An 18,450-nucleotide genomic window follows, 5' to 3' on the forward strand; every position below is an offset into this window, starting at 1 on the left:
CGCGTGACGCGCGGTCCGGCCCCTCTCCGTTCTCCGCCTACTTGCAGACCCGTTCTCCGCCTACTTGCAGACCGTGCCCGCCGCCGGGACCTTCCCGTCCAGCAGATAGCCGTTCACCGCGTTCTGCACGCACCGGTCGCCGCTGTCGTACGAGCCGTGCCCCTGCCCGTGGTACGTCAGCTCGACCCCGACACCCTTGCCCAGCGCCGTCGCCATCGCCTTCGCGCCCGCGTACGGCGTCGCCGGGTCACCGGTGTTGCCGACGACCAGGATCGGCGCCGAGCCGGGCGCGCTCACGTCCGGCGTACGCCACTGCCCCTTCACCGGCCACCGGGAGCAGCTCATCAGCCCCCAGCCCAGGTAGTCCCCGAAGACGGGCGACGCCTTGCGGAACGCCGGCAGCCTCTCCTTGGTCTGCGCCAGGGTGTAGCGCTCCTTGGAGTCCGCGCAGTTGACGGCCACATTGGCGGCCTGGAGGTTGCTGTACTGACCGTTCTGGTCGCGCCCGTTCAGCGAGTCGGAGAGCGCGAGCAGCAGCGCGCCGTTGCCGCCGTCCGCCTCGTCGAGGCCCTGCTCCAGATAGGGCCAGAAGTCCTTCGAGTAGAGCGCCTGCGCCACCCCGTTGGTGGCCTGCGTCCCGGTCAGCTTCCGGGCGCCGATCCCCGGGATGGGATGCTTCTCGATCCGGTTGAGCAGATCGATGATGAACGTCTGGATCTCCTTCGGCGTCGAGCCGGGCAGCCGGCAGGCGGCGCCGCGCGCCAGACAGTCCTTCTCGAAGTTGTCGAGGGCGAGCTGGAACCCCTTCGCCTGGCCGAGCGAGCCCTGCTCGGAGTTCTGCGTCGGGTCGACGACGGCGTCGAAGACCGCCCGGCCGACGGACTTCGGGTACAGGTGGGCGTAGACGCCGCCCAGCTCGGTGCCGTACGAGATCCCGAAGTAGTACAGCTTCTTGTCGCCGAGGACCTGCCGCATCAGCTCCATGTCACGCGCGGCGTTGGTCGTACCGACGTACGGGAGGATCCTGCCGGAGTTCTTCTCGCAGGCCGCCGCGAAGTCGGCGAGCCCCTTCGTGAAGGTCTTCTCCTGGGCGGGCGTGGTGGGCGTGGCATCCTGGGCGAAGTACGCGTCGAGCTGCTTGGCGTTCTCGCACCGGACGCCGTCGCTGAGGCCGACCCCGCGCGGGTCGAAGCTCACCAGGTCGTAGCGGGAGCGCAGCTTCTCGTAGTCCTTGGCGAAGGCCGGCAGCCCGGTGATGCCGGAGCCGCCGGGGCCGCCGAAGTTGAAGATGAGCGAGCCGATCCGGTGCTTGGTGTCCCGCGCCCTGGCCCGGATGAGGGCGAGGTCGATCGTGGCACCGCCCGGCTTGGCGTAGTCGAGCGGCGCCTTCATCGTGGCGCACTGCCACCGTGTGCCGCCGGGCAGCGGCGAGGGTGCCGTACCGCCGCCCTCGGAGGCCGACGGGGCCCGGCACGCCTTCCACCGCAGATGCTGGGTGGTCAGGTCGCCGGGGATGCTCGTGGCCCGGGCGTTCCCGCCGGCCGGATTCCCGAGGGCGGCGTCCGAGGCGTCCGCCCGGTCGGAGCCCGGGGTGCTGGAGCATCCGGAGGCGGCCAGCAGGGCGACGGCGGTGACGGCGGCGAGGGCCGCGGACCGCCGTTCGGGGGAGAGGGACATGGCCCCATCGTGCGCCGGGTCGGCCCGCGCCGCGCGGGGCCGCGGTCCATGCGGGTGGCGGCGGCCTCCCGCGGCGGACTCCACGGCGCCCTCCGCGGCGGACTCCACCGCGCCCTCCGCGGCGGACTCCACGGGGCCGCTCCCGGTGCGGCGGGCCGTGGAGCCGCCCCCGCGGCGTGGACGGCCGGCCGCCGTGCGGTGCCGCTCCTACAGGGCGCCCTTGCGCGTGAGGTGGCTGAAGCTCAGCCACCCGGGCAGCACGGGCAGCCAGAGCGTCAGCAGCCGGTAGAGCAGCACCGCGGGCGCCGCCACCTCCTTGGGCAGGCCGACCGCGATCAGACCCAGCGTCAGCGCGCCCTCGACCGCGCCGACCCCGCCCGGGGTGGGCGCCGCCGAGCCCAGCGCGTTGCCCGCCAGGAAGACCACCGCGATGCTCGCGTAGCTGAGCTGCTGGTTGCCGTTGTCGAACGCCCGGATCGAGGCGTCCAGGCACATCACGAACACGCCCGTCAGCAGCAGCATCCCGCCGATGCCGGTGAGCAGCTTCAGCGGCCGCTGGAGCACGTCCAGCATGCGCGGCACCACCCCGGCGAACAGCGAGCGCAGCCGCGTCGCCACGAACTTCCGCAGGAACGGGATGGCGGTCACGACCAGGACCAGCACGGCGACGGTCAGCAGCCCCGCGATCACCGTCCTGGACGGGGTGAGCGACGCGGTCTTCTCCGTGCCGGTCAGATAACCGAAGGAGAGCAGCAGCAGGATGTGCGCGCCGAGCCCGAAGAGCTGGGACGCGCCGACGCTCGCCACCGCGAGCCCCGGCCGTACCCCCGCGCGCTGGAGGAAGCGGGTGTTCAGGGCGACCCCGCCGACCGCCGCCGGGGCGACGACCTTGACGAAGGACCCGGCGACCTGCGCCATGACCGTCCGCCCGAACGGCACCCGCTCCGGTACGAAGCCGAGCAGGCTCATCGCCGCCGCCACATAGCTCAGCGCCGAGAACACCAGCGCCGCGAGCACCCAACCCCAGTGCGCGTCGCTGACGACGGTGGCGAAGTCCACCTGGGTGAGCTGTGTCAGCAGGAAGTATCCGGCGACGGCCCCGGCGATGAAGCTGAGGAGCGTCCGCGGTTTGATCCGCTCCAGCTGGACCGGTTCGACCGGCGCCTGCGGCCTGATCAGCAGCACCTGCTGCCGCATCTGGGAGAGCAGGTCTTCTTCGCGGGCCTCGTCCAGCGCGTCGTCTATGGCCCGCTTCTCGGCCTGTTTCTCGGCGCGCAGGGACTTCCGTACGGCCTTGCGGTCGCCGCCCCTGTCGAGGGCTGCCACCTCCGCCGCCTTGGCCCGCTTGGTCCGCTCGGAGGCCGCGAGGACCGCCTCGCGTTCGCGCTGCGAGCGCTCACGGGCGAGCCTGCGCAGCGTCGCGCGGGAGGACCGGCTCAGCGCGATCGGCTGGAGCAGCGGCAGACAGTCGGCGATCGCGTCCGGTCCCAGCACCTCCACCGCCGCGGCGACGGAGCGCTCCGCGCCCACCCGCAGCCCCATGGTGGTGAGCATCTGCGCGGTGTCCATCCGCAGCACCAGATCGCCCGCCGCGATCTCGCCGCCGCGCAGCTCCGTCAGGATCACCTGGCCGGAACGATCCACCAGCAGGGCGTCGCCGGTGAGCCTGCGGTGCGCGATACGCCGCGACTGGAGCGCCTTGACCTGCCGCCAGGCCTCCCGTACCAGCTCGTCGGTGATCTCCTCGTCCGGCAGCGAGTCCAGCGACCGGCCGCCCAGGTGCTCGTAGACGAGCATGACGGCGTCGGGGCCCAGCTCGGAGGTGGCGATCAGCTTGGGCGCGTTGGCCCCGGCGGCGATGGCCGCGTACGCGAGCAGCGCCTCCTGTTCGAGGGCCTGGCGCAGGGAGGGGATGGATCTGCGGGTGGTGATGGAGCGCAGCGTGAGCTGGCGCCAGACCCGGTAGAAGAAGCCCTGCGCCTGCTGCTCGCGGTCGACGACGGTGACGTCGAGGGGCGGGCCGTCCTCCAGGGTGACCAGATAGCGCCGCCCCCGGTCGCCCTGTTCGGTCGCGTCGGCGGCGTCCTCGGCGCGCATCGCGTTGACGGGGCGGAAGCCGACATGGCGCAGACCCGCCATCAGGGTCTGCCCGGTCGGCCGTACGTTGGGCGAACCGACCGCGTAGAGCGTGCCGTACGCGACGGTCCAGCCGATCAGCACGGTCAGCATGATCGAGAACGGTGTGGTGTACCCGGCGACCAGCATCGCGAAGGCGTCGAGCAGCAGCACCACCCACAGGACCACCCGCCAGCGTGGTCTTCGGGCCATCCCCACGGCGGTCATGTAGGCGATGACGGGAGCGAGGTAGCCGTGGACGGGGTCGGTGGAACCGGCGCCGAGCTGGGGCCGCGTCAGGGCGTCCGTGATCGACTCGGGCGCGGCCCTGGCGACCCAGAGGTCGGTGGCGAGGGTGACGCCGTGCGCCAGTACGGCGGCGAGGACGCCGTCCGCGATGCGCAGCCCGTCCCGTTTGATCAGCCGCTCGATCGCGAAGGCGACCGGGACGAGCAGCACGGCGATGCTGGAGACCAGCCCGGCCAGCTTGACGATCAGGTCGGGGGCCTGGCCGGTGCCCTTGCTGATGTCCTGTTCCAGGCCGGAGGTGGTGCCGTGGGCGAAGGCGGAGAGGCCGAGGACGAGGGCGATGGCCAGCACGCCGATGAGCAGCCGCAGCAGGTCGGAGGGGCGGTGGACGCGGGCGGCGAGCAGCGGTTCGTCACCGGAGACGCGGTCGGCCCGGGTGGCGCCGCCGTCGGTGTCGTCGCCGTTGCCGTCGCCCTCCTGGTCGGTGCCGGTGCCGGGGGCGGCGTCCGGGCCGTTGTCCCGACCGGCGTCCGATCGTCCGGTGTCCTGATCGCTCTCCGGACCGGAGGACGAGGGCCCACCGGCCTCCGGGCGCGGCTCAGCGCCGGAGGTGTGTGCCGCCGCGGGATGCCGCACGGCCCCCTCCTCTGCCGAATCCGTGTCTTCTTGATCTCGTATCACCAGTCACCGCCCGGATGATGGTGGCACGAGCATCCGACAGAGGGGGGCATCAGGGTGCATTGCGGGGGCATCCGGTGCGCGGGTCCGGGGCGCCGCCGATGTCGGTGGCGTGCGGCAGGATGGTCCGGATGAGGAGCGAGGAACCCGAGGACCCCACGGCGCCCGACGGGTCCGGGCCGCCTGACCTGCCCGGACCGCCCGGACCGCCCGGCCCCCCGAGACTGCCGGAGTACGCGGAGCGGGTGCTGGACGTCGCCGAGCTGATCCCACCCGGCCGGGTGATGACCTACGGCGATGTCGCGGAGTGGCTCGGCGACGGCGGGCCGCGCCAGGTGGGCCGGGCGATGGCGCTCTACGGCTCCGCGGTGCCCTGGTGGCGCGTGGTCCGTTCCGACGGCGTGCTGCTGCCCGGGCACGAACTGCGCGCCCTGGCCCACTACCGCGAGGAGGGCACCCCGCTGCGCGAGGCCGCGCGGAGCGCCGAGGGCCATGTGCCCCGCCTGGACATGAGGCGGGCGCGCTGGGACGGCGAGGGCGGCGCGGGGCCGGGCACGGACACGGACACGGGCGATGTGACTCACAGATGACAGCTTCCGCCATCGGGGCGCGCGGCGGGCGATCCGGAGTCCGGCCCGCCCGCCGTACGGAGGACTCCACCGGCTGCTCCACAGCCCACGGGGCGGGAGCGGTGGAAGGGGCGGAAGCGATGCCCGCGACGGAAGCTCTCCCGGAGCGCGCGACGGAAGCCACACCGGAGCGTGCGCGTCCGGGCGGTCCGACGGCGTAGCGTCGACGGGACGCGCCCGCGGCGTCCCAGGCGTTCCGTACGCTCCATGCGTCCCCCGGGTCCCCAGGGTCTCCAGCGACCCGCGTAACCAGGCCAGCCCCGTCACCACCAGCACCTCCTCCAGGACCGGCGAACCACGTGAGCTCCTCCTCTTCCACCGGACGTACCCCGCACCGGCGGGTACGGCAGCGGCCCCCCGGCGGGTACCGGCTGCTGCGTACGCCGCCCGTGCCGGTGACCCCTCCTGTGCTGGACGCAGCGCAGCGCGCCGTGGTTGACCACCGGAGGGGGCCGCTCCTGGTGCTGGCGGGCCCCGGCACCGGCAAGACGACGACGCTGGTGGAGTCGGTGGCCGAGCGGGTCGCCCGGGGCACCGCCCCCGAACGGATCCTGGTGCTCACCTTCAGCCGCAAGGCGGCGGTGGAACTGCGGGACCGTACGGCGGTACGGCTCGGCGGCACCCGGGGCCCGCAGGCGACCACCTTCCACTCGTTCAGCTACGCCCTGATCCGCGCGCACCAGGAGGGCGAACTCTTCACGGAGCCGCTGCGGCTGCTCTCCGGGCCCGAACAGGACGTCGCCGTACGGGACCTGCTCGCCGGCGAGATCGAGCTGGCCCGCGACGGCCGGGGGCGCGTCCGCTGGCCCGACGAACTGCGCGCCTGCCTGACCACGCGGGGCTTCGCCGACGAGGTCCGCGCGGTGCTCGCGCGCAGCCGCGAACTGGGCCTCGGCCCTCGCTCGCTGGCCGCCTTCGCGCGCCGTACGGGCCGCCCCGACTGGTCGGCCGCCGCGTCCTTCCTCGCCGAGTACCTGGACGTCCTGGACATGCAGGGGGTGCTCGACTACGCGGAGCTGGTGCACCGCGCGGACCTGCTCGCCCGGCGTCCGGAGGTCGCGGAGAAGCTGCGGGCGCGGTACGACGCGGTGTTCGTCGACGAGTACCAGGACACCGACCCGGCGCAGGTACGGCTGCTGGACGCACTGGCCGGCGGGGGGCGCACGCTGGTCGCCTTCGGCGATCCGGACCAGTCGATCTACGCCTTCCGGGGCGCCGATGTGAACGGCATCCTCGACTTCCCGCACGCCTTCCCCCGTACGGACGGCACTCCGGCGCCGGTCGAGGTCCTGACCACCTCCCGCCGCTCGGGCGCCGGCCTGCTGGCCGCCACCCGGCTGCTGACGCGCCGTATGCCGTTGAACCGGCTGCCGGCGGAGAAGGTACGGGCCCACCGTGAGCTGGCGGCGGTACGGGAGGGCGGGCGGATCGAGACGTACACCTTCCCGACCCCGTCCACGGAGCTGGACAACATCGCCGACATCCTGCGCCGCGCGCATCTGGAGGACGGCGTGCCCTGGCAGGACATGGCGGTCCTGGTCCGGGCGGGAGGCCGCACGATCCCCTCGATCCGCCGCGCCCTGACCTCGGCGGGCGTCCCCCTGGAGGTGGACGGCGACGACGTACCACTGCGCCACGAACCGGCCGTCGCCCCCCTGCTGACGGCGCTGCGGGCGGTGGCGACGGCGTCGATCACCCCGCCGGAGGAGCCCCCCGAGCCCGTGGCGGAGCCCGCGCCCCTCTCCGAGCCTGTCCCCGAGCCCGCGCCCGAGCCGGTACCCACCCCCATCGCTGACCCCGCGCCCGCCACCTGGCTCGACGTGGAGACCGCGCTCACCCTCCTCGCCTCGCCCCTCGGCGGCATGGACGCCGCCGATCTGCGCCGCCTCGGCCGGGCCCTGCGGGACGAGGAACGGGCCGGCGGGACCCGGGTCCCGGCCGCCTCCGACGTGCTGCTCGCCCGCGCGCTCGCCGAGCCCGAGCGGCTGGTGGCGCACGACCCCGCGTACGCCCGGGGCGCGCAGCGGCTCGGCGCGCTGCTGCGCAAGGCGCGCGAGCTGCTGGCCGGCGGCGGCACCGCGGAGGAGGCGCTCTGGGAGCTGTGGGACGGCACGCCCTGGCCCGCGCGGCTCGAACGCTCCGCCCTGCGCGGCGGCGCCGGCGGCCGCAACGCCGACCGCGATCTCGACGCCGTGTGCGCCCTGTTCGACGCCGCGGCCCGCGCCGAGGAACGTACCGGCGGCCGGGGCGCGCTCAACTTCCTGGAGGAACTGGACGCCCAGGACATCGCCGCCGACACGCTCAGCCGCCGCGCCGTACGCCCCGACGCCGTGCGGCTGATGACGGCACACCGCGCCAAGGGGCTCGAATGGGGCCTGGTGGTCGTCGCGGGCGTACAGGAGGGCCTGTGGCCCGATCTGCGGCGCCGGGGCTCGCTCCTGGAAGCCGACCGGATCGGCCGCGACGGGCTCGCGGAACCGCTCACCCCGGGGGCCCTGCTGACGGAGGAGCGCCGCCTGTTCTACGTGGCGGCCACCCGGGCGCGCGACCGGCTCGTCGTCACCGCGGTCAAGGCCCCCGCCGACGACGGCGACCAGCCCTCCCGCTTCCTCCCCGAGCTGGGCGTCGAGCCCAGGGACGTCACCGGCCGCCCGCGCCGCCCGCTCGCCGTCGCCGCGCTCGTCGCCGAACTGCGCGCGACCACCGTCGACCCGGCCGCCTCCCCGGGCCTGCGCGACGCCGCGGCCCGCCGCCTCGCCCGGCTCGCGGCCCTCAGCGACGAGGAGGGCCAGGCGCTCGTCCCGGCCGCCCATCCGCACCGCTGGTGGGGCCTGTACGAGCCGACCCGCAGCGCGGTCCCGCTGCGCGACCGGGAGCAGCCCGTCGCGCTCTCAGGGAGCGCCCTGGACCAACTGGCGAACACCTGCGCCCTCCAGTGGTTCCTGGGCCGCGAGGTGAAGGCGGACGCGCCCGCCACCGCCGCCCAGGGGTTCGGCAACGTCGTCCACGTGCTGGCCGACGAGGTGGCCTCCGGCCGTACCCCCGCCGATCTCGCCGTCCTCATGGAGCGGCTGGACTCCGTATGGGACGCCCTCGCCTTCGACGCCCCGTGGAAGTCCCAGCAGGAGAAGACGCAGGCGCGGGCGGCTCTCGAACGCTTTCTGCGCTGGCATGTCACGGACCGCGGCGGCCGCACCCCCGCCGCCACCGAGCACGGCTTCGACGTGACGCTGGAGGCGGGCGCCTACGAGGTACGGATCCGCGGCTCCATGGACCGCGTCGAACAGGACGCACAGGGGCGGGCCTATGTCGTCGACTTCAAGACCGGCAAACAGGCCCCCTCCAAGGACGAGGTCGCCCACCACCCCCAGCTCGCCGTCTACCAGCTCGCGGTCCGCGCGGGCGCCCTGGACGAGGTCTTCGACGGCCACCGCCCCGAACCGGGCGGCGCCGAACTCGTCCAGCTCCGCCAGCCCGCGCCGAAGAAGGAAGGCGGCGACGCGCTCCCCAGGATCCAGGCACAGGAACCGCTCACGGGGGAGTGGGTCGGCGAACTGCTCACCACGGCGGCCGGCCGCGTCCTCGACGAACGCTTCACCCCCACCACGGGCCAGCACTGCGGCCACTGCGCCTTCCGCGCCTCGTGCAGCGCGCAGCCGGAGGGCCGCCAGGTCGTGGAATGAGACACCGGATCGACGGGTGACACCAGATCGACGGGTGGCACCGGATCGACAGGTGACACCGGTACGGACGGTGGTCCGGGCGGCCTGATCCGGCAGCCGCGGAACGGCCCCCGCCCGCGATGTCGGTGGGGCCGGATAGCCTTCCTGAGGTGTCCGTGCATCTCACCGATCCCGAGCAGCTCAAGGAGTTGCTGGGCATCCCCTTCACCCCGGAGCAGATGGCGTGCGTCACCGCGCCGCCCGCCCCGCAGGTCATCGTGGCCGGGGCCGGGTCGGGGAAGACGACGGTGATGGCCGCCCGGGTGGTCTGGCTGGTCGGCAGCGGACAGGTCGCGCCCGAGCAGGTCCTCGGGCTCACGTTCACCAACAAGGCCGCCGGCGAGCTCGCCGAGCGCGTCCGCAAGGCGCTGGTGCGGGCCGGCGTCACCGATCCCGACGCCCTCCCCGCGGTCCCGGCGGGCGCCGCCCACCCGTCACCCGGCCGCCACCCCTCGACGACACAGAGCGCCGACCCCTCCGATCCGCCGGGCGAGCCGCGCATCTCCACGTACCACGCCTTCGCCGGCCGGCTGCTCACCGACCACGGGCTGCGCATCGGACTTGAGCCCACCGCCCGGCTCCTCGCCGACGCCACCCGCTTCCAGCTCGCCGCCCGCGTGCTGCGGGAGGCGCCGGGACCGTACCCGGCCCTGACCAAGACGCTCCCGGCCCTGGTCAGCGATCTGCTCGCCCTCGACGCCGAACTGGCCGAACATCTCGTCACCCCCGGCCGCCTCGGCTCGTACGACACCGACCTGCTGCGCACCCTCGACGGCGCGCGGCTCTCCAACGCCGACCTGCGCAAGGTCCCCGAGACGGCCGTCGCCCGCCGTGAGCTGCTCGACCTCGTCGGCCGCTACCGCGCCGCCAAGCGCGCCCGCGACCTCCTCGACTTCGGCGACCAGATCGCCCTCTCCGCCGAACTCGCCACCACCCGCCCCGAGGTCGGCGCCCTGCTGAGGGACGAGTTCCGGGTCGTCCTCCTCGACGAGTACCAGGACACGTCCGTCGCCCAGCGGCTCCTGCTCTCCGGACTCTTCGGCGGCGGCACCGGACACGCCGTCACCGCCGTCGGCGACCCCTGCCAGGCGATCTACGGCTGGCGCGGCGCCTCCGTGGCCAACCTCGACGACTTCCCGGCCCACTTCCCGGGCGCCGACGGCGCCCCCGCCGCCCGCTTCTCCCTCAGCGAGAACCGCCGCAGCGGCGGCCGGCTCCTCGACCTCGCCAACGGCCTCGCGGAACCGCTGCGCGCCATGCACGAAGGCGTCGAGGCGCTGCGCCCCGCCCCCGGCGCCGAGCGCGACGGCTTCGTACGCTGCGCCCTGCTCCCGACGCACGCCGAGGAGATCGACTGGCTCGCCGACTCCCTCGCCCACCTCGTCCGCACCGGCAAGGAGCCCGGCGAGATCGCCGTGCTCTGCCGTACGGCGGGGGACTTCCCGGAGATCCAGGGCGCGCTGGTGGCCCGTGACATCCCCGTCGAGGTCGTCGGCCTGTCAGGGCTCCTGCACCTCCCCGAGGTGGCCGATCTCGTCGCCATGTGCGAGGTCCTCCAGGACCCCGGCGCCAACGCCTCCCTCGTACGCCTCCTCACCGGCCCCCGCTGGCGCATCGGCCCGCGCGATCTGGCGCTGCTCGGCCGCCGCGCCCGGCTGCTCGTCCACCGCGGCCCGGCGGAGGGCGCGCCGGACGACACCGAGGCGCGGCTGGCCGCGGCCGTCGAGGGCACCGACCCCGCCGAGGTGATCTCCCTCGCGGACGCCCTCGACACCTTCCTGGAGCCGGCCGGGGCCCCGGCGGACCACCTGCCCTTCTCCGCCGCCGCGCGGGTCCGCTTCGCCCGCCTCGCCACCGAACTGCGCGAGCTGCGCCGCTCCCTGGCCGACCCGCTGATGGACGTGCTGCACCGCGTCCTCGCCACGACCGGCCTCGAAGTCGAACTCTCCGCGTCCCCGCACGCGCTGGCCGCCCGCCGCCGGGAGACCCTGAGCAACTTCCTCGACATCGCGGCCTCCTTCGCCGCGCTCGACGGGGAGGCCGGGCTGCTCGCCTTCCTGGCGTTCCTCCGTACCGCCGTGCAGTACGAGAAGGGCCTGGACCACGCCCTTCCGGGCGGCGAGAACACGGTCAAGGTGCTCACCGCCCACAAGTCCAAGGGCCTGGAGTGGGACGTCGTCGCGGTCCCCGGACTGGTCACCGGGCAGTTCCCCAACACCAAGGCCCGCGAGGCCTGGACCGCCCAGCCGAAGGTCCTGCCGCACGCGCTGCGCGGGGACGCGCCGACCCTCCCCGAGGTCGCGTCCTGGGACGCGAAGGGGCTCAAGTCCTTCAAGGAGGAGCTGAAGGCGCACCAGCACACCGAGGAACTCCGCCTCGGCTACGTCACCTTCACCCGCCCGCGCTCCCTGCTGCTCGGCTCGGGCCACTGGTGGGGCCCCACCCAGAAGCGGACGAGGGGCCCGTCGGACTTCCTGTACGCGTTGTACGAGCACTGCGCGGCGGGGCACGGCGAGATCGAGGCATGGGCGGACGAGCCGGAGGAGTCCGAGGAGAACCCGTCCCTGGCGGCCGGGACCGCCCCGCACCCCTGGCCGCTGCCCCTGGACGCGGAGTCCCTGGCCCGCCGCCGGGAGGCCGCGGACACGGTCCTGGCCCACCTGGAGGAACTGCGACGCCAGGAGTCCGGGACCGCGAACGCCCCGGAGGAGCTGGGAGCCCCGGAGAGCGCGGACGACCCGGACGCCCTGGACGACCTGGACGACCCGGAATTCTGGAACGGCCTCTTCGACTCCGACCTCACCGACCCCGCTGATCCCGGGGGCCACTCCGACCACCCCGACCCCACCGGCGACGCGGGCGATGCGGGCGGCCCGAGCGCCTCGGGCCGGTCCGTTCCACCGGCCGTGTCCGACGAGGATCCTTGGGACTTCCCGGCCCCCTGGGACTCCCCGGACCCCGGGGAGGACTATCCGGAGGACGGCCCCTGGGAGGACCACCCCGGCCCCCGGGAAGCCACGCCCCCGCTCTTCCTCCCGGCCCCCCGGTCGCCGCTTCCCGGGCGGGGCGGGGCGGGGGAGGGGCCGACCCCCGAGGAGGCCCGCACCCTCGCCTCCTGGGACCGCGACCTCGACGCCCTCGCGGGCGAACTCGCCCGGGCCCGCGCCACCGTCCGCGACGTCCCCGTACCGCCGTCCCTCTCCGCCTCCCAGCTGCTGCGCCTCGCCGCCGACCCCGACGCCTTCGCCCACGAACTGGCGCGGCCCATGCCCCGGCCCCCGCAGCCCGCCGCGCGCCGGGGCACCCGGTTCCACGCCTGGGTGGAGTCGCGGTTCGAGGAGCTGCCGCTCCCGATGCTCGGCCCCGACGAGCTGCCCGGCGGCGCCGAGGACGAACCGGAGATCGCCGACGAACGAGACCTCGCCGCCCTGAAGGAGGCGTTCGAGCGCACCCCGTACGCCCGGCGCACGCCGTACCGCGTGGAGGCGCCGTTCCATCTCACCCTCGCGGGCCGGATGATCCGCGGCCGTATCGACGCCGTCTACCGCCACCCCACGGACGCGGACGCATCCGTGCAAGGCGCCGACGCCGACGCCGAGCCGTACACGTACGAGATCGTCGACTGGAAGACCGGCCGCACCGGCGGCGACCCCCTCCAGCTCGCCGTCTACCGCCTCGCCTGGGCCGAGCAGCACGGGATTCCGCCCGAGGCCGTGTCGGCCGCGTTCCTCTACGTACGGACCGGCGAGGTCGTCCGCCCCGGCCGGCTCCCGGGCCGCGCGGAGCTGGAACGGATTCTCACCGCCGAGGCTCCTCACGACACCGGGGGCGGCCACGACGGTCCCGGCACCCCCACGGACGAGCGATCTGCGCGACAGGCAGACGAGACAGTCCGCCGGGCCCGTTAGGCTCGACGTCATGAGCGACATGCCGGACAGCGTCGTCCGTACGTACATCCAGACCCACCGCACGGCCTTCCTCGACGACCTCGCCGACTGGCTGCGCATCCCTTCCGTCTCCGCCGACCCCGAACACGACGCTGACGTGCGGCGCAGTGCCGACTGGCTCGCCGCCAAGCTCAAGGAGACCGGCTTCCCGGTCACCGAGATCTGGGACACCCCCGGCGCCCCCGCCGTCTTCGCCGAGTGGCCCTCCGAGGACCCGGACGCCCCGACCGTGCTGGTCTACGGCCACCACGACGTGCAGCCCGCCGCCGTCGAGGACGGCTGGGACACCGACCCCTTCGAGCCGGTCGTACGGGACGGCAGGATGTACGGGCGGGGCGCCGCCGACGACAAGGGCCAGGTGTTCTTCCACACGCTCGGCGTGCGCGCCCATCTCGCCGCCACCGGCCGCACCACCCCGGCGGTCCACCTGAAGCTCCTCGTCGAGGGCGAGGAGGAGTCGGGCTCCCCGCACTTCCGCGCCCTCACCGAGCAGCGTGCCGCGCGTCTCGCCGCCGATGTGGTGATCGTCTCGGACACCGGAATGTGGTCCGAGGACACCCCGACCGTCTGCACCGGCATGCGGGGCCTCGCCGACTGCGAGATCGAGCTGTACGGTCCCGACCAGGACATCCACTCCGGCTCCTTCGGCGGGGCGGTCCCCAATCCGGCCACGATCGCCGCCCGCCTCGTCGCGGCGCTGCACGACGAGGACGAACGCGTCACGGTCCCCGGCTTCTACGACGGCGTCGCCGACCTCGGCGACGCCGAGCGCGCCCTCATCGCCGAGCTGCCCTTCGACGAGGCGGAGTGGCTCCGTACGGCCGCGTCCCACGGCACCCTCGGCGAGGCCGGCCACTCCACCCTGGAGCGCGTCTGGGCCCGCCCCACCGCCGAGGTCAACGGCATCGGCGGCGGGTACCAAGGCCCCGGCGGCAAGACGATCATCCCGTCCTCCGCCCATCTGAAGCTCTCGTTCCGGCTGGTCGCCGGGCAGGACCCCGACCAGGTGGAGCGGGCCGTGCGGGCCTGGGCCGAGGCCCGGATCCCGGCCGGGATCCGGCACAAGATCAGCTTCGGCGCGGCCACCCGCCCCTGTCTGACCCCGCTGGACCACCCCGCGCTCCAATCGGTGGTCCGGGCCATGACCCGCGCCTTCGGGCAGAAGATCCGCTTCACCCGCGAGGGCGGCTCGGGACCGGCCGCCGATCTCCAGGACGTGCTGGGTGCACCCGTACTGTTCCTGGGTATCTCCGTGCCGTCCGACGGCTGGCACGCGCCCAACGAGAAGGTCGAGATCGACCTGCTCCTCAAGGGCGTGGAGACCACCGCCTACCTGTGGGGCGACCTCGCGGCCACCCCGCGTTGACCCCGCGCCCGCCACTCCACCGCCCGCCAAGCCACCGCCCGTCCCTCCACCGCCCGCCTCACCACCGACGACTCCACCGACCACTCCGCTGACCAGACACCCACACCGCCCCGGGGGAGTAGAAAGAACCAGTGAGCACCATCAGCAGTGACGCCACCGCACACCAGCCCATCGGCCTGACCGCGCACAGCGGCATCGACCGCGCGGCGCACCACCGTCTCGACGAGGCATGGCTTGCGGCGGCCTGGAGCCACCCGACGACCAGGGTCTTCGTGGTGTCCGGCGGCCAGGTGCTGATCGACGACACCCCTGACGGGCGGACCGAGCTGGTCATGACCCCGTCCTTCGAGGCCCCCCTCACCGAGACCCACCGCTACTTCCTCGGCACGGACGGGGACGGCGTACGCTACTTCGCGCTCCAGAAGGACTCGCTCCCCGGGCGGATGGACCAGTCCGCGCGCGCCGCGGGGCTGCGTGAGGCGGGCCTTCTGCTCTCCGCGCGTGACGCGGGTCTCATGGTGCACGCCGTGGCGCTGGAGAACTGGCAGCGGCTGCACCGCTTCTGCTCCCGCTGCGGCGAGCGTACGGTCATCGCGGCGGCCGGCCACATCCGCCGCTGCCCGGCGTGCGGGGCCGAGCACTACCCGCGTACCGACCCGGCGGTGATCATGCTGGTGACGGACGAGGAGGACCGCGCGCTGCTGGGCCGCCAGGTCCACTGGCCCGAGGGCCGGTTCTCCACGCTCGCCGGCTTCGTCGAGCCCGGCGAGTCGATCGAGCAGTCGGTGGCCCGTGAGGTCTTCGAGGAGGCGGGCGTCACGGTCGGCGAGGTCGAGTACATCGCCAGCCAGCCGTGGCCCTTCCCGTCCAGCCTGATGCTGGGCTTCATGGCCCGCGCCACCTCGTCGGAGATCACCGTGGACGGCGAGGAGATCGAGGAGGCACGCTGGTTCTCCCGCGAGGACCTGCGCACCGCGATCGAGACGGGCGAGATCCTGCCCCCGCTCGGCATCTCCATCGCCGCGCGTCTGGTGGAACTGTGGTACGGCAAGCCGCTGCCGAAGCCGCTGAACTGACGCTGCCGAAGCCGCTGAACCGACCCCGTCGCGGCGGGCTCCGAGGCACCCGCCCCACCGGCCCCCGGGGCACCCGGCACAGCAGAGACCCCCGGCCGCCGTCCACGAGGCGACCGGGGGCCGTGCGGTGCGAGGATCAGGCGCTGAGGGCCTGCTTCACCTGGGCGAGGCTCGGGTTGGTCATCACGACCTCGGCGCCCCCGCCGACGGGCACCACCTGCACCGTCGGCACGGTCTGGTTGCCGCCGTTCGCCTTCTCGACGAAGGCCGCCGACTCCGGGTCGTGCTCGATGTTGACCTCCGTGTACGCGATGCCCTCGCGGTCCATCTGGCCCTTGAGCCGACGGCAGTATCCGCACCACGTGGTGCTGTACATCGTCACAGTGCCCGGCATGGTCTCGCACTCCTCTGTCTCGCCTGTCCCGCTGGATGCGCCGTCCGTCGTACCGGTACGGCGCCCGCAGAATGCTGAACGTAACCGATCCGGCGGCCATTCCCGAGGCCGGTATCGCGGGCGGATGATCTGATCGGTACGACCGGTGCGGCAGCCCTGTGGACAACCGCCGCACCCGCCCCGGGGGGACCTGGCAGCATGGCGGGGTGACAGCAGCAACGCACTCCTCACTGTTCCCGCGGGAATCCGCAGGCGGCCAGATCGTGGCTCCGCCGCGTGACGCCGACGCCGTGCTCGACGGGCTCGACCCCGAGCAGCGCGAGGTCGCGACGGCCCTGCACGGCCCGGTGTGCGTGCTGGCGGGGGCCGGCACGGGCAAGACGCGCGCGATCACCCACCGGATCGCGTACGGGGTGCGCGCGGGGATACTCCAGCCCGCCAGCGTGCTCGCCGTCACGTTCACCAACCGCGCCGCGGGCGAGATGCGCGGGCGGCTGCGGCAGCTCGGCGCGGGCGGTGTGCAGGCCCGGACGTTCCACGCGGCGGCGCTGCGTCAGCTCCAGTTCTTCTGGCCCAAGGCCGTCGGAGGCTCGCTGCCGCGGCTGCTCGACCGCAAGGTCCAGCTCGTCGCGGAGGCCGCCGCGCGCTGCCGGGTCCGGCTCGACCGTAACGAACTGCGCGATGTCACCGGCGAGATCGAGTGGGCGAAGGTCACCCAGACCGTGCCCGCGGACTACCCGGCGGCCGTGGCCAAGTCCCACCGCGACGCCCCGCGCGACGCGGCCGAGATCGGTCAGATCTACGGGATGTACGAGCAGCTCAAGCGCGAGCGCTCGGTGATCGACTTCGAGGACGTCCTGCTCCTCACGGTGGGCGTCCTCCAGGACCGGCACGACATCGCGGACCAGGTCCGCCGCCAGTACCAGCACTTCGTGGTGGACGAGTACCAGGACGTGAGCCCGCTCCAGCAGCGGCTGCTCGAACTGTGGCTGGGCGACCGGGACGACCTCTGTGTGGTGGGGGACGCCAGCCAGACGATCTACTCCTTCACCGGCGCCACCCCCGACCACCTGCTGAACTTCCGCACCCGGCACCCGGGCGCCACCGTGGTCAAGCTGGTCCGCGACTACCGCTCCACCCCCCAGGTCGTCCATCTCGCCAACGGGCTGCTGGGCCAGGCGCGCGGCCGGGCCGCCGAGCACCGCCTGGAGCTGATCTCGCAGCGCGACCCGGGCCCCGAGCCGGTCTGTACGGAGTACGCGGACGAACCCGCCGAGGCCGAGGGCACCGCCCGCCGGATCCGCGATCTGATCGCCGCGGGCGTCCCGGCCGGTGAGATCGCGGTGCTGTACCGCATCAACGCGCAGTCGGAGGTGTACGAACAGGCGCTCGCCGACGAGGGCGTGCCGTACCAGCTCCGGGGCGCCGAGCGGTTCTTCGAGCGCCAAGAGGTCCGGGAGGCGGGCGCGGCCCTGCGCGGTGCCGCGCGCTTCGGGGGGAACGACGCGCTGCTGGACGATGTGGTGGAGCTGCCCTCGCAGGTGCGGGCCGTGCTCTCCACCAAGGGCTGGACCACCGAGCCGCCCGCCGGGTCCGGCGCGGTCCGGGACCGCTGGGAGTCGCTGGCCGCGCTCGTCCGGCTCGCCGAGGACTTCGTACGGGCCAAGCCGTCGGCGACCCTCGCCGACCTCGTCACCGAACTGGACGAACGAGCCGCCGCCCAGCACGCGCCCACGGTGCAGGGCGTCACCCTCGCCTCGCTGCACGCGGCGAAGGGGCTGGAGTGGGACGCGGTGTTCCTGGTCGGCCTCACCGAAGGGATGATGCCGATCACCTACGCCAAGACGGACGAGCAGATCGAGGAGGAGCGCCGGCTGCTCTATGTGGGGGTCACCCGTGCGCGGCTCCATCTCAGCCTCTCCTGGTCCCTCTCGCGCTCTCCGGGCGGCCGGGCCTCCCGGCGGGTGACCCGCTTCCTGAACGGGCTGCGGCCGGGCTCCACGGCCCCCGGAGCCCGCGCCGCGGGGCCGGGGGCGGACGGCTCCGTCGAGCGCGGCGGCGCCACCGCCGACGCGCCGATCGGTGCCACCCGGCGCAAGCGGCGGGGCCCGGCCCGCTGCCGGGTGTGCGGCAGGACCCTCACGGACGCCGGCGAGATGAAGCTGATGCGCTGCGAGGAGTGCCCCTCCGACATGGACGAGGGGCTGTACGAGCGGCTGCGGGACTGGCGCGCAGGTCAGGCCCGGCGGATCGGTCAGCCCGCGTACTGCGTGTTCACCGACAAGACGCTGATGGCGATCGCGGAGGCCGTGCCCGGCAGCGCGGGAGAGCTGACCGGTATCCCGGGCGTCGGGGTCCGCAAACTGGATCGCTTCGGAGCCGATGTGCTGGCCATCTGCGCAGGTGAGGAAGGTGTGGGCGAGGACGGCGACGACTGAGCCAAACTCGTCGGAAAAATAGTTTGCGCCCGCGCGGGGAATCCCCATAGGTTCTTAACCACGGAACGGCGGGCTTCTCCGAAGCCCGGTCCCCGTGCTCTACTTGTCAAGCAGTACACGTCCACACATACGTGTGACAGATCTTCGGACCTGTCCTTG

The 18,450-nt window shown here is 73.8% G+C and carries 9 protein-coding genes; 6 read left to right on the forward strand and 3 right to left on the reverse strand.

The window, feature by feature from the left end:
- Positions 1–60: 60 nt before the first annotated feature.
- A complete protein-coding gene (locus ACFTZC_RS33905) occupies positions 61–1,677 on the reverse strand; it encodes an alpha/beta hydrolase (protein ID WP_382896473.1) in 1,617 nt (538 codons plus the stop codon).
- A gap of 207 nt (positions 1,678–1,884) precedes the next feature.
- Positions 1,885–4,677, reverse strand: coding sequence for a lysylphosphatidylglycerol synthase domain-containing protein (locus ACFTZC_RS33910; protein ID WP_382896314.1), 2,793 nt, complete (start codon positions 4,675–4,677; stop codon positions 1,885–1,887).
- A 173-nt stretch (positions 4,678–4,850) separates the two neighbouring features.
- Between ACFTZC_RS33910 and ACFTZC_RS33915 the strand changes: the two genes are divergently transcribed.
- The 5 genes from ACFTZC_RS33915 (at position 4,851) to nudC (ending at position 15,459) form a co-directional block, all read left to right on the forward strand.
- A complete protein-coding gene (locus tag ACFTZC_RS33915; protein WP_382896315.1) occupies positions 4,851–5,309 on the forward strand; it encodes an MGMT family protein in 459 nt (152 codons plus the stop codon).
- A gap of 338 nt (positions 5,310–5,647) precedes the next feature.
- Positions 5,648–9,031, forward strand: a complete 3,384-nt coding sequence (locus tag ACFTZC_RS33920; protein ID WP_382896317.1) for an ATP-dependent helicase — start codon at positions 5,648–5,650, stop codon at positions 9,029–9,031.
- A gap of 149 nt (positions 9,032–9,180) precedes the next feature.
- Positions 9,181–12,978 carry a UvrD-helicase domain-containing protein gene (locus ACFTZC_RS33925; protein WP_382896319.1) on the forward strand — a complete coding sequence of 1,266 codons (3,798 nt, stop codon included), beginning with the start codon at positions 9,181–9,183 and terminating at the stop codon, positions 12,976–12,978.
- A gap of 10 nt (positions 12,979–12,988) precedes the next feature.
- Complete coding sequence (locus tag ACFTZC_RS33930) at positions 12,989–14,383, forward strand: dipeptidase (protein WP_382896321.1); 1,395 nt, start codon at positions 12,989–12,991, stop codon at positions 14,381–14,383.
- Between the two features lie 131 nt (positions 14,384–14,514).
- A complete protein-coding gene (gene nudC, locus ACFTZC_RS33935; RefSeq protein WP_382896323.1) occupies positions 14,515–15,459 on the forward strand; it encodes an NAD(+) diphosphatase in 945 nt (314 codons plus the stop codon).
- Positions 15,460–15,595: 136 nt separating this feature from the next.
- On the opposite strand, the gene ACFTZC_RS33940 is transcribed toward nudC, so the two are convergent.
- Positions 15,596–15,853: a mycoredoxin gene (locus tag ACFTZC_RS33940; RefSeq protein ID WP_382896326.1), complete on the reverse strand. Its 258-nt coding sequence runs from the start codon at positions 15,851–15,853 to the stop codon at positions 15,596–15,598.
- A 206-nt stretch (positions 15,854–16,059) separates the two neighbouring features.
- On the opposite strand from ACFTZC_RS33940, the gene ACFTZC_RS33945 reads away from it, so the two are divergent.
- Positions 16,060–18,291: an ATP-dependent DNA helicase UvrD2 gene (locus ACFTZC_RS33945; protein ID WP_382896329.1), complete on the forward strand. Its 2,232-nt coding sequence runs from the start codon at positions 16,060–16,062 to the stop codon at positions 18,289–18,291.
- Positions 18,292–18,450: the final 159 nt, after the last annotated feature.

Source organism: Streptomyces sp. NPDC056987, from assembly GCF_042673865.1.
Lineage (GTDB): Bacteria > Actinomycetota > Actinomycetes > Streptomycetales > Streptomycetaceae > Streptomyces.